The organism is Halomonas shantousis (genome assembly GCF_054654615.1).
The window spans coordinates 350,365-363,042 of sequence record NZ_BAAIER010000002.1; the positions used below are offsets into that span (position 1 = coordinate 350,365).

Genomic DNA, 12,678 nt, shown 5'->3' on the forward strand with positions numbered 1-12,678 from the left:
CAGCATCGCGACATCGGACTCATGACGCAAAGGCCGCCGCGCCCCCAGCAATCACCGGTGCCCTGCCCAGCCGCTTGGCTGAAGGAGTGACGATATGCACTTCAAGTCCTTACGCACCTTCGTTACCACTCTGGTCGGCACCTGCATTCTGGTCGTCGTGGCCGCGCTGGTCATCTATTCGTTGATCGCCAACTCTCGCTCCCAGGCGCTGGTGGAGTCCGAGACCCGCGCACTACTCGAGCAGAACATCGAGCAGCGTCTGAGTGCGGTGGCCACTGCGCAGGTCGAGCGTATTCAGGCCCGGCTCGAGCATGCATTGACCCTGGCCCGAAATCTGGCGGCCAGCAATGCGATGATGGGCCGTGAGCAGGCCAATGGCCTGCCGCAGCTGTCGCTGAGCCGCCAGGAACTGTCGAATCTGGTGCGTCAGACAGTGGTCGACAACCCCGACCTGCTGGATGCCTTCATCGGCTGGGAGCCCAACGCCTTCGGCAACGACGCCTATTTCACCGGCCGCGAGGACCAGGGCTACGGTGAGGATGGTCGGTTCATGCCGTGGTGGTATCGTACCAAGAGCGGTGACATCGAGGTCCTGCCGTTGGGCAGTAACATGGAGAGCCAGGCACGCGACGCGTCGGGCATTCGTCAGGGTGAATACTACCTGTGTACCAAGGAGTCGAAGCGCAGTTGTATCGTCGATCCCCACCTGTATGACTATAACGGCAAGATGCTACTGGTCACCTCGTTCAACGCTCCCATCCTGGTCGATGGCGAGTTTCGTGGCAGCGCCGGGGTCGACCTGTCCGTCGATTTCATCCAGGGCCTGCTGGACGAAGCCAATCAGTCGCTCTATGACGGTGCCGGAGAAATGGCCCTGATCGCGTCTCAGGGTGCCGTCGCGGCGTATACCCGCAATGCCGAACTGCTCGGTCAACCCATGGATAAGGCGTTCGATCCCTCCTTTCAGGCAAGCATCGCGCAGGCCCAGAGCGGCGAGAGGGTGCGTAATCTCGATGCCGGGCAGGACATGATCGAACTGTATTGGCCATTCACCATCGACGAGACCGGCAAACCCTGGGTGCTGATGATTCGTCTGCCCGAGAGCGCCGTCATGGCCGGTCTGCATGACCTGCAAGAGCAGATGCAGGCCCAGCGCCAGAACACCATGCTGGGGATGATCGCGATGGGCCTGGCGATCGCCGGCCTGGGTCTGCTCGCCAGCTGGCTGTTGGGCGGCAGCATTTCGCGACCGCTGCGGCAACTGGCCGAGCGCATGCGCGATATCGCCTCGGGCGGCGGCGACCTGACCCGGCGCCTGCCGGTCAGGGGGCGCAACGAAAGCGCCCAGTTGGCGATCCAGTTCAACGCCTTCGCCGACAAGATGAACGACGTGCTGCTCGACGTCCGCGACAGTAGCGAGTCGGTCAACGTGGCGGCGGGCGAGATCGCCCAGGGCGGCCAGGATCTGTCGTCGCGTACCGAGACCGCGGCCTCCAACCTGCAGGAGACCTCGGCGTCGATGGAACAATTGACCAGCACCGTCGATCACACCGCCGAGTCGACGCGTCAGGCCAATCAGCTGTCGCTCTCGGCCTCGGAGATCGCTTCCCGCGGCGGTGAGGTGGTGTCTCAAGTCGTGACTACCATGGACGACATCGATGCCTCGTCAAGGCAGATCGCCGAGATTGTCACCCTGATGGACGGCATTGCCTTCCAGACCAACCTGCTGGCGCTCAATGCTTCGGTGGAGGCCGCTCGTGCCGGTGAGCAGGGCCGCGGCTTTGCAGTGGTCGCCGGTGAGGTGCGTCAGTTGGCCAGCCGCTCGGCGGAGGCCGCGCAGCAGATCAAGGGGCTGATCGATGCCTCCTCGGCCAAGACCCGGGCCGGCGCCGAGCTGGTGCGCACCGCCGGCGCGACCATGGACGAGATCGTCGCCAGCGTGGCGCGGGTCACCGAAGTGCTCGGCGAGATCAGTGCTGCCACCAAGGAGCAGAGTCAAGGCATCGGCCAGGTCAATCAGGCGGTGGCCGAGCTCGACCGTATGACGCAGCAGAATGCTGCACTGGTCGAGGAATCCGCTGCGGCGGCCGACCAGTTGCAGGAACAGGCGGAGCGCCTGACGCAGGTGGTCGGCGCGTTCACGCTCGCGCCTCGTGGGGCGGGCCATGCCGATATGACGCTGCCTGCCCCGGCCAGGTCATCACCGACCCGGGCCCTCAGCCACGACGATGCCTGAGGACAGGCCATGCCAGCAGTGGCTCGGAATCTTCCGGGCCATTGCCATTTTGGAGCCTGTCATCGTCATCCATTCTTCAAGAAACGTAAGGTAGCTTGATCTCGTCGCTGCACCGGCTACCGGCAGTCATTTCCCGGCATAGCCGCAGAAACTCACGCATCGCGGTGGTCAGATACTTGTGGCGGTGCCAGATGAAGGCGAACTGGCGATGCAGATCGAGTTCGGGTGTCTCGATGGGCACCAGGCTCCCACGGCGGAAGGCGTCGCGCAGGGCCAGGCGTGAAATGCAGCCGATGCCCAGGCCCGATTCGACGGCACGCTTGATCCCCTCGGTATGTTCCAGCTCCAGCAGAATGATGAAACGGCTACGCCGGTGGCGCAGCGCCTGCTCCAGGGTGCGGCGGGTGCCGGAGCCTTCCTCGCGCATGATCCAGGCCTCGCGCATCAATGTTTCCATGTCGGCCTGACCGGCCCGGGCCAAGGGGTGGTCGGGGGCGCAGAACACGGTCAGTTCGTCCTCCACCCATGGCTGCATGACGATGTCGTCATGCTGGCAGTCGCCCTCGATCAGACCCAGATCAAGATCATGGTGGGCGACCTGCTCGACAATGGAAGCCGTGTTGCGTACATGCAGCCGAACCCGGCTGTCGGGATGGCGATGCATGAAGTCGCTGATCAGCAGCGTCGCCAGGTAGTTGCCGATGGTCAGCGTGGCCCCTACATCCAGCGAGCCAAGCCCATGCTGACCTCGCAGCAGTTCCTCGATCTCCTCGGCGCGGTCGAGCAGGGCCACGGCCTTGGGCAGCAGCTGAAAGCCAAGCGCGTTGAGTCTGAGCCGCTTGCCCACACGGTCGAGCAGTTGGCAGTCGAATTGGCGCTCCAGTTCCGCCAGTGCCGTGCTGGCCGCCGACTGGGAGAGCGACAGGGCATGCGCGGCACGGGAGACGCTCTCGTGCTGGGCGATGGCGACGAAGACTTCCAGCTGTCGCAGTGTGTAGCGCATCTCGGGTTTCCTGTCGTTTTATCTGCATTATAGATAAGTCTTATCCAGACAATCCATTTAACAGATAGGTTACCGCAGCATAGAATTTCATCACTCTTACCGGCGACATCATTCGCCTTGGCCATAACGCGAGGAGCCCACCCGTGAGCAAGATGGCGCTTGAAGAAGTCCTCAGTGTCCACCACTGGAACGACACGTTGTTCACTTTTCGCACGACACGTGAACGCAGTCTGCGCTTCAAGAACGGCCAGTTCGTGATGATCGGGCTGGAGGTCAACGGCAAGCCGCTGATGCGTGCCTACTCCATTGCCAGCCCCAACTACGAGGATCATCTCGAGTTCTTCAGCATCAAGGTCCAGGATGGCCCGCTGACCTCGCGTCTGCAGCACCTCAAGGTCGGTGATCAGATCATGGTCAGCCGCAAGCCCACGGGAACGCTGGTGGTGGATGATTTGCTGCCGGGACGCAACCTGTACATGCTGTCCACGGGAACCGGCCTCGCGCCCTTCATGAGCCTGATTCAGGACCCCGAGGTCTACGAACGCTTCGAGAAGGTCGTGCTGATACACGGCGTACGTGAGGTCAGCGAACTGGCTTATGCCGACTTCATCGGCAAGGAACTGCCGGCACACGAGTACCTGGGCGACGAGGTGCGCGAGAAGCTGGTCTACTATCCCACGGTGACGCGCGAGGCGTTTCACACCATGGGCCGCCTGACCGATCACATCCGTACCGGCAAGCTTTTCGAGGATACCGGTCTGCCCTCGATGGATCCCAAGCAGGACCGTGCAATGATCTGCGGCAGCCCGGCGATGCTCGACGACACCAGTGCACTGCTCGACGAGCTGGGCTTCAACATCTCGCCGCGCATGGGCGAGCCGGGCGACTATGTGATCGAACGCGCCTTCGTCGAGAAGTAGCAGGGCTGCGCTCGCCCGCTTTTCGATCAGTACCTGTCATTGAAAACCCCCATCGGCTGCGTGACCGGTGGGGGTTTTTCTTACCGCTCTGCTGCAAGCCTGTTGTTGCCGCTCGATCAGACCGCGTCCTTTCCCGTCTCTCCGGTGCGGATGCGGATGACCTGTTCCAGCGGCGAGACGAAGATCTTGCCGTCCCCGATCTTGCCGGTGTTGGCAACCTGGGTGATGGCATCGATGACCTTGTCGGTCATGTCGTCATCCACGGCGACTTCCAGTTTGACCTTGGGCAGGAAGTCGACCACATACTCGGCGCCACGATACAGTTCGGTGTGGCCCTTCTGACGGCCGAAGCCCTTGACCTCGGTCACGGTAATACCCTGTACACCGATTTCCGACAGCGACTCACGGACGTCGTCCAGCTTGAACGGCTTAATGATGGCGGTCACCAGTTTCATCGTCATTCTCCTCGCATTGGGGATGCGGGTGGCGCGCACCACCCCATTTTATGCCAAGTGATCATGCCTCAAGCATACACCGCTTGGTCAGGGATTAAAAAAGGCCCCCCGAAGGGGGCCAGGGGAGCACGCCAGCTCACTCGTTGCATCGGCTCACTTCTTGCCGACGATAAATTCGGGATAGGCTTCCAGGCCGCACTCGGCGAGATCGACACCCTCGTATTCCTCCTCTTCGCTGACACGAACACCCATGACGGCCTTGATAATCAGCCAGACGACCAGGCTGGCGATGAAGACCCAGGCGAAGATGCCGATGGCGCCGATCAACTGGGCCACGAAGGTGGCCTCGGCGTTGCTCACCGGTACCACCATCACGCCCCAGATACCGGCCACGCCGTGAGCGGAGATGGCGCCGACCGGATCGTCGATCTTCAGCTTGTCGAGGGCGACGATGGAAACCACCACCAGCAGGCCGCCGATGGCACCGATAAGGGTGGCACCCAGCGCGGAGGGTGACAGCGGATCCGCCGTAATGGCCACCAGGCCGGCGATGGCGCCGTTGAGCGCCATGGTCAGATCCGCCTTGCGGAACCAGAGCTTGGCCAGCACCAGCCCGGCGATGACGCCGCCGGCAGCCGCGGCGTTGGTGTTCACCAGAACCTGGGCCATGTGGTTGGCGGAGTCGATGGTGGAAACCATCAGCTCGGAGCCGCCATTGAAGCCGAACCAGCCCATCCACAAGATGAAGGTCCCCAGAGTGGCCAGCGGCAGGTTGGAGCCGGGAATGGCGAAGATGGCGCCGTTCTTGCCGTACTTGCCCCTGCGCGGCCCGAGAACCAGCACGCCGGCCAGTGCAGCGGACGCACCGGCGAGGTGCACGATCCCCGAGCCGGCATAGTCGGAATAACCGATGGCGGACAGCCAGCCGCCACCCCAGGTCCAGTAGCCGGAGACAGGGTAGATGACGCCGGTCATGACCACGGCGAAGGCCAGGAAGGCCCAGAGCTTCATGCGCTCGGCCACGGCGCCGGAAACGATGGACATGGCGGTGGCCACGAAAACGACCTGGAAGAAGAAGTCGGCCCGGGCGGAGTAGTAGACGTCGCCACCGCTGCTCATCACATCCTCCACGCTGTTTTCGCCGCCCAGCAGGAAGCCGAGGCTCGGAAAGATGCCGCCTTCGCCGCTCGAGTACATCAGGTGGTAGCCAAACAGCAGATACAGGGTGCAGGCGATGGCGAACAGCACGATGTTCTTGGTCAGAATCTCGGCGGTGTTCTTGGAGCGTACCAAGCCCGCTTCCAGCATCGCGAAGCCTGCGGCCATCCACATGACCAGCACACCGGAAATCAGGAAGTAGAAAGTGTCCAGAGCGTACGCCAGCCCGGTCATTTGCCCAGTCAGTTCATTCATTATGTGTTCTCCTAAGTCCCGCGCCTCAGACGGCGTCGGCCCCGCGTTCACCCGTACGGATGCGAATGACATCATCGAGCGGCGTGACGAAGAGTTTGCCGTCACCGATCTTGCCGCTGTTGGCGGCAGTGCGAATGGCGTCCAGAACGCCTTCCACGCGCTCGTCTTCCAAGGCGATCTCGATCTTTACCTTGGGTAGAAAATCCACGACGTACTCAGCGCCGCGATAGAGCTCCGTATGACCTTTCTGGCGCCCAAACCCCTTCACCTCGGTGACCGTGATGCCCTGGACGCCGTTATCGGCCAGCGCCTCCCGGACATCGTCGAGCTTGAAGGGTTTGATAATGGCGGTGATGAGTTTCATCCCAGTTCTCCCGTTATCGGCTTTCGCCTATCCGACAGCAGGCAGAACACATGCCACATGGATAAAAATCAATTAAATTCAGTTGGATATGGTTGTTGTGGGAAGACGGACCGTCGAGAGGTAAAAGGCAAGGGTCCGTTTGTGCACTCTTGTTGTGCAGGCCTGGAAACGCCCTGCACCATGTCGGCGTATGCGCATTTGACGTGTCTTGCGTATGCTGTGGATGTCTCCGCTCTCACAAGAGGATCAGCTCATGGCGAATAATGACAGGCTCGGGCGACTGGCCCAGCAGATCGGCGAACGGCTCCAGGATGCCTCGCATGCACCGGAAGATATCCAGCGCAGCGTACAGAGCGTGATGCGCGGTGCTTTCGATCGCCTGGAACTCGTTTCCCGGGAAGATTTCGATATTCTCATGGACGTACTGCAACGTACCCGTCAGCGGGTCGAGGCACTGGAGAAACAGGTCGAGGCACTGGAAGTGGCATTGGCGGCCGAAGCGCCCACCGCTTCAGCTCCTGCCTCGGGAGGTCCTTCCACGTCCTCGCAGGCCTCCGTTGGATCCGCGGCGTCGAGTGAACCTGCGGTAAAGGATGCTGCGGATGGCGCACCAAGCACGCCCGCGGAGGATGCCGGCGGTGCGGAGACGGGCGCGACGATATCTCCTCGCGATCGCAACAAGCCAACGGCCTGACGCCTTGGGGCGCGTGGCCGGTGCCATGCCGGGGCAGTCACGACTTGCGTGATTGCGGCTTCGCCGGTCAGGTCAGGGCGAATGTCCATTAACGGTCGAGTCGTCAAATGATGGCGTAGCGTAACGAAAGGTAAGCGTTCGGGTTGGCTTGAGCGCCATATCGGCGTATATCAGAGATTACGCTAATAACCTGAGCGACGAGGAGAAGGGCATGGCGCTCGCCATCATCAATACGCGCGCGAGCCTGGGGCTCGAGGCACCGGAAGTGCTGGTCGAGGTGCATCTCACCAATGGCCTGCCGGGACTGGCCATCGTGGGATTGCCGGAAGCCGCGGTGAAGGAGAGCCGGGAGCGGGTGCGCAGCGCACTGATCAACGCCGGTTTCGAATTCCCTTCTCGTCGCATCACGCTCAACCTGGCGCCGGCGGATCTGCCCAAGGAGGGTGGACGTTTCGATCTGCCCATCGCCCTGGGCATTCTGGTCGCTTCAGGACAGATTCCCGAGGCTGCCGTGGCCGGGCTGGAATGCCTGGGCGAGCTGGCTCTGGACGGTCGTCTGCGCCCGGTCACCGGAGTGTTACCGGCGGCACTGGCGGCGGTGCGCGAAGGGCGCCGCCTGCTGCTTCCGGAGGCCAATGCCGACGAAGCGGCACTTGCCGGGGACATCGAGGTCTATCCGGCCACTCATCTGTTGCAGGTGGTGGCGCATTTGTTGAATCAGGAACGCATCGCCGTGCACCAGCTTGGTGAGCCTCCCGCACCGCAGCTGCCCGAAGCCGATCTCAAGGAGGTGCGTGGACAGCACCAGGCTCGGCGGGCATTGGAGGTTGCTGCAGCGGGAGGGCACAACCTGCTGTTCTGTGGTCCTCCGGGAACCGGCAAGACGATGCTGGCCAGCCGCCTGTCGGGCATCCTGCCGCCGCTGAGCGATGACGAATCTCTCGAGGTCGCGGCAGTACGTTCGGTGTGCGGTCTGCCGATCCTCGAGCGCTGGGGGCAGCGACCCTTCCGGGCGCCGCACCACACGGCAAGCGCCGTGGCCCTGGTGGGTGGCGGTTCGCGGCCGCGTCCCGGGGAGATATCGCTGGCTCACCACGGCGTGCTGTTTCTGGACGAGGTGGCGGAATTCGATCGGCATGTGCTGGAAGTGCTTCGCGAGCCGCTGGAGTCGGGACGGATCCACATCGCCAGAGCCAGCCACCAACGCCGCTATCCTGCGCGTTTTCAACTGGTGGCGGCAATGAACCCGTGCCCTTGCGGCCACCTTGGCGATCCGCGGCGCGCCTGCATCTGCACCTCGGCCCAGATCCAGCGCTATCAGTCGCGCCTGTCCGGCCCGCTTCTCGACCGTATCGACCTGCAGGTGGAAGTCCCGGCGATTCCCGCCGCCCAACTGACCGAGCAGCGCCAGGGCGAGAGTTCGCAGGTAGTGCGCGAACGGGTGCTGGCGGCTCGGCAGCGTCAGCTGGCCAGGGGAGCGCTCAATGCCCATCTGCCGGGGCAGGCGCTGGAAGCGTGTTGCGAACTGAATCATCAGGAGCGCACCTGGCTGGCCGACGTGCTCAACCGCCTGAACCTCTCGGCGCGCGCCTATCATCGCGTGTTGCGCGTGGCGCTGACGCTGGCCGATCTGGCCGGGGAGCCACGGCCAGGCCAGACACAATTGATGGAGGCGATCGGCTACCGCCAGCTCGACCGATTGACCGGTGCGGGGAGCGGCCGGTAACCCGCAGCGGGTCCCCCTCACGAACCTGCACTACCCTCAATAGGCAGGACGCCAGAGCGGGTGAATGTATTCAACCATGGCAGACAGGAGGTCGCCTTGCTCAATCTTCAGGACATGGATCTGTCCGTAAGCCTGATTCTCTTCACGGTATGTGCGGCGGTGATCGGCGTGATCGGCACGCGACTGACGCGGATCGTGGACGAACTTGCCGATCGCACCGGTCTGGGCGAAGCCATTGCGGGTGCCGTACTGCTGGGGATGGCGACTTCGCTGTCGGGTATCGTGCTGTCGGTCACGGCGGCTCTGGAGGGCCAGCCCGAACTGGCGATGAGCAACGCGCTGGGCGGCATTGCCGTGCAGACGCTGTTTCTCACCGTGGCGGATCTGTTCCTGCGTCGCGTCAACCTCGAGCATGCCGCGGCCTCCATCGGCAATCTCATGCAGGGCACGTTGCTGTTGTGCATGCTGTCGCTGATTCTTGTCGGAAGTTTCTCCCCCGAAGTGACGTTTTGGAGCATTCACCCGGTCACCCCCTTGCTGCTGCTGGGGTACTTTTATGGCTTGCGCGTGGTGGATCGCGGACAGAGTGAAGCCATGTGGAAGCCGGCGCGTACCCACGAGACGCGCGAGGATGTGCCGGATGAGGCGTCCATGCAGCGCTCGCTGGTCTCCCTGTGGCTGGCATTTATCCTCATGGCGTCGATTCTGGGTATCACGGGGTGGTTGCTGCAGCGCTCGGCCACCGTCATCGCCGAGGAAACCGGGCTGAGCCAGGCGGCGATCGGGGTTCTGCTCACCTCGGTAGTGACCTCGTTGCCGGAACTGGTAACCTCGGTGGCGGCCGTGCGACGCGGCGCCCTGACCCTGGCCGTGGGCGGCATCATCGGTGGCAACGCCTTCGACACGCTCTTTGCCGCCGCCTCGGACATCGCCTATCGCGAAGGCTCGATCTACCACGCCGTGTCCGACGACGTGCTGATGTGGGTGGCGCTCTCCCTGCTCATGACCGGGGTGTTGCTCATGGGGCTGGTGCGGCGCGAGAAACACGGCCTCGGGCATATCGGCTTCGAAAGCGTCACTCTCATCGGCCTCTATCTCACCGGGGTGGTCATGGTGCTGACCGAAAACGAGATCGGGGGCTAGCGGCGGCTCGGATTAGCCTGCCAGAGCCTTTTCCAGCGCGGCCAGGCGCCCCGGCACCAGCGCATCCTCGACGGCACTGATACGCAGTATGTGACCCAGCGCCGGGTGCGGAGGGCGGTGCACTAGGCTGCCCTCGGCGAGCAGCGTCTGCTGGATTTCGGCTGCCAGCGAGGCATCGGCCATGCGCACGGCGATGAAGTTGGTGGCGCTGGGCAATACCTCTGCGCCGAGTCCGCGCAGATGGTCGGCGAGGCGTTCGCGACGCGTGATCGTGTCACGAATGTGCCGACGGGTTTCCTCGGGATGGTCGAGCAGGGTTTCCGCCGCCGCCAGTGCCAGCGACGAGACCGCGTAATGGATTCTCACCTTCTGCATCATGGCGATGGCCTCGGGTGTGGCGATGGCATAGCCGATTCGCAGCCCGGCCAGGCCGTGTGCCTTGGAGAAGGTCCGCAGGCGGACCGCTCTCGAGAGTATTGCGCCGGCCGATGGCGCTTCGCTGTCCTCGCGAAAGTCGTGGTAGGCCTCGTCCAGGATCAGCGTGCACTCCTCGGGCAATGCCTCGCATAGCCACGCGATGGCAGCGTCGTCGTGAAGGTGACCGGCGGGATTGTCGGGGTTGGCCAGATAGACGACGCGGGCATTCTCCGCATGCGCCGTTTGCGCCAGACGCTGCAGATCGGGGGCGAGTTGCGGTGTCTGCTGACGGCCCTTGGCTTCGTACCGGGCTTCGCGCCGGGTCTCGTAATAGGGCACCTCGATCAGGCGGCAGCCCTGGCCTTCGGCGAAATAGCCGAAGGTAGGGTAGGTGCCTGCACTGGCGATCACTGGACTGCCGGGGTCGCACAGGGCTCGCAGGGCCAAGGCCATCAGGCTGTCGGCACCGGCGTCGACCAGCAGGGCCTCGAGCGGCGTGCCCAGTTGCATGGCCAGTCGGGTACGTACGTCCATGGCCTCGGCGTCGCCATAGCTGCGCGCCAGTTCCGCGACGGCGCTGCCAAAGCGTGCCGAGAGTGCGGCGTGCGGCATGTCGAGCCCTTCATTGGATCCCAGGCGATGGGGGATGGCCTGGCCCAGGCGCCGCTCCATTGCCTTCAGTCCGGGAAAGGGGTTGTGGGGACCCTCGCGGTCCAGATGACGGGCGTAACGCGGCATGAACGGTCCTCGGCAAGTGCAAAATCCCTATTGTGACCCTGCCCATGCCTGCTGACAAAGCGCGTGTGCCCTGGCGCTGTCGAGGCTACAGCGCGCTGACGTCGAGAGCGCCTGTCAGTTGCTGCTGCCAGGCGGGGCTGCTCTCGCCTAGACGGCGCAGTACCAGCTCCAGCCGGTAGGGACGCAGGACGCGGTCGGAGAGGCGCAGGGCAGGATCGGTGGCCTGCAGGCGGCTCACGACCAGCCATTGATTGTCGGGTGTCGTGCCTCGCTCCATGTCGGGCGACCAGTCCAGTACCTGAGGGCCGCCCGCCTGGGCCAGCAGGGCGCGCGTCAATGACTCGTGAAAGCGCTGGGGAGTGATCTCCAGCGAATCGTCGACTTCCGGCGGGACGACCAGCAACACGATCTCCTGGCTGGCCCGGTTCCAGGGCGGATGGGCCAACAGCTCCTCGGCGGTGCGCTGACTCAGGCCGTAGACGGCCTGACGGGGATTCTGGGGATGCTGCGGTGCGCCGGCACATCCAGCCAGCCATAGCACGATCAGCAGCATCGGCAACAGACGATGGCTCATGAGAGTTCAGCGCTCAGCGTCGAGGGCGCGCGCTGGGTGGCGAGAAATCCCTCCAGCTGCTGGAAAAGCATTTCACGTATGGCTTCGGTTTCGTTGACCAGATGGTGGCGGGCCTCAGGGTGGCGCTGGATGCGGGCATTGGGAAACTTGCCCTGCAGCGTCTCGAGATTCCACGGCCAGTCGACGGTCAGGTCCTGCTCGCCCTGCAGGATCAGCACCGGCAGTTCGCTGGACGGCAGCGACAGCAGTAGCGGCATCCAGTCTCGCATGGCGCTGACCCAGGCCAACGCCAAACGGTCGGGCTGCAGCGGATCCTGGCTGCGCAGAAAATCGGCGAAGTCGGCATCGTTGGAGTTGGCCCGGTACTTGCGCGGAATCGAATCCACGAAGGGGCTGACGAGGCGGTGCAGCCAGCTCGACTGCGACCAGCCCCAGGGGCGCACCAGCGGCGCCAGCAGGGCCAGGCCGGCCCAGGGCGACTGCTGCCCGCGGCTCAATGCATCGGTGGCGAGGATCGCGCCGCCGGTGCTCTGGCCGATGCCGACCCAGGGGCGCGGTGCGAGTCCTTGACGTTCCACTTCCTGCTGCAGGGCTTCGAGGCACATCGCATAGTCGCCGAAATCATCGATGGTCGCGCGGGGGCCGCTCGACAGTCCGTGCCCCGGCAGATCCCACAGCACGACCTGCCAGCCCTGGGCCAGCAACATGCGCAGCAGATGGCCGTACAGGCCCAGATGATCGAAATAGCCGTGGACCACGAATGCCGTGCCATGCGGGTTGGGCGGCGTCCATACCTGTGCCCAGAGGCGAAACTGACAGGCCCCGAAGAAGCCGGCGTGCAGACAGATACCCTGCGTGACCAGCGGTGCCAGTCGATAATGTGTCAGGTAACCGGCCAGCGGCGAGGCCAGTGGCGATTCGATCCTGGCCAGCGGGCCCAGTGCCTGCAGCGGTGTGAAGTCGGTCATGTGATTCCTCCGGTATGCTTCATGCTA

The 12,678-nt window shown here is 63.7% G+C and carries 12 protein-coding genes; 5 read left to right on the forward strand and 7 right to left on the reverse strand.

The window, feature by feature from the left end; all coding sequences use genetic code 11:
- The first annotated feature begins 94 nt into the window (after positions 1-94).
- Entirely contained in the window at positions 95-2,236 is a 2,142-nt protein-coding gene (locus ACYQ12_RS02315; protein WP_459867129.1) for a methyl-accepting chemotaxis protein, read from the forward strand.
- 76 nt (positions 2,237-2,312) lie between these two features.
- On the opposite strand, the gene ACYQ12_RS02320 is transcribed toward ACYQ12_RS02315, so the two are convergent.
- A complete protein-coding gene (locus ACYQ12_RS02320; RefSeq protein WP_459867132.1) occupies positions 2,313-3,239 on the reverse strand; it encodes a LysR family transcriptional regulator in 927 nt (308 codons plus the stop codon).
- A gap of 152 nt (positions 3,240-3,391) precedes the next feature.
- Between ACYQ12_RS02320 and ACYQ12_RS02325 the strand changes: the two genes are divergently transcribed.
- On the forward strand, positions 3,392-4,159 hold the full coding sequence (locus ACYQ12_RS02325) for a ferredoxin--NADP reductase (protein ID WP_459874454.1): 768 nt from the start codon (positions 3,392-3,394) through the stop codon (positions 4,157-4,159).
- A 116-nt stretch (positions 4,160-4,275) separates the two neighbouring features.
- Here ACYQ12_RS02325 and glnK read toward each other — a convergent pair whose 3' ends face one another.
- From glnK to ACYQ12_RS02340, 3 genes are all read right to left on the reverse strand, one after another.
- The gene (gene glnK, locus ACYQ12_RS02330; RefSeq protein ID WP_459635063.1) at positions 4,276-4,614 is read right to left on the reverse strand and encodes a P-II family nitrogen regulator; all 339 of its coding nucleotides are present in this window, start codon (positions 4,612-4,614) and stop codon (positions 4,276-4,278) included.
- A gap of 153 nt (positions 4,615-4,767) precedes the next feature.
- Entirely contained in the window at positions 4,768-6,027 is a 1,260-nt protein-coding gene (locus ACYQ12_RS02335) for an ammonium transporter (RefSeq protein ID WP_459867135.1), read from the reverse strand.
- 25 nt (positions 6,028-6,052) lie between these two features.
- Complete coding sequence (locus ACYQ12_RS02340) at positions 6,053-6,391, reverse strand: P-II family nitrogen regulator (protein WP_459867138.1); 339 nt, start codon at positions 6,389-6,391, stop codon at positions 6,053-6,055.
- A 253-nt stretch (positions 6,392-6,644) separates the two neighbouring features.
- On the opposite strand from ACYQ12_RS02340, the gene ACYQ12_RS02345 reads away from it, so the two are divergent.
- From ACYQ12_RS02345 to ACYQ12_RS02355, 3 genes are all read left to right on the forward strand, one after another.
- Positions 6,645-7,085: an accessory factor UbiK family protein gene (locus tag ACYQ12_RS02345; protein ID WP_459867141.1), complete on the forward strand. Its 441-nt coding sequence runs from the start codon at positions 6,645-6,647 to the stop codon at positions 7,083-7,085.
- 211 nt (positions 7,086-7,296) lie between these two features.
- A complete protein-coding gene (locus ACYQ12_RS02350) occupies positions 7,297-8,811 on the forward strand; it encodes a YifB family Mg chelatase-like AAA ATPase (RefSeq protein WP_459867144.1) in 1,515 nt (504 codons plus the stop codon).
- Positions 8,812-8,907: 96 nt separating this feature from the next.
- Positions 8,908-9,954 (forward strand): sodium:calcium antiporter, encoded by a 1,047-nt coding sequence (locus ACYQ12_RS02355; protein WP_459867147.1) that lies wholly within the window; start codon positions 8,908-8,910, stop codon positions 9,952-9,954.
- Between the two features lie 12 nt (positions 9,955-9,966).
- On the opposite strand, the gene ACYQ12_RS02360 is transcribed toward ACYQ12_RS02355, so the two are convergent.
- From ACYQ12_RS02360 to ACYQ12_RS02370, 3 genes are all read right to left on the reverse strand, one after another.
- Positions 9,967-11,109: an aminotransferase class I/II-fold pyridoxal phosphate-dependent enzyme gene (locus ACYQ12_RS02360; protein WP_459867150.1), complete on the reverse strand. Its 1,143-nt coding sequence runs from the start codon at positions 11,107-11,109 to the stop codon at positions 9,967-9,969.
- A gap of 85 nt (positions 11,110-11,194) precedes the next feature.
- Positions 11,195-11,683 (reverse strand): hypothetical protein, encoded by a 489-nt coding sequence (locus tag ACYQ12_RS02365; protein WP_459867153.1) that lies wholly within the window; start codon positions 11,681-11,683, stop codon positions 11,195-11,197.
- Complete coding sequence (locus ACYQ12_RS02370) at positions 11,680-12,651, reverse strand: alpha/beta hydrolase (protein WP_459867156.1); 972 nt, start codon at positions 12,649-12,651, stop codon at positions 11,680-11,682. The genes ACYQ12_RS02365 and ACYQ12_RS02370 overlap by 4 nt, the downstream gene beginning before the upstream one ends.
- Positions 12,652-12,678 lie beyond the last annotated feature (27 nt).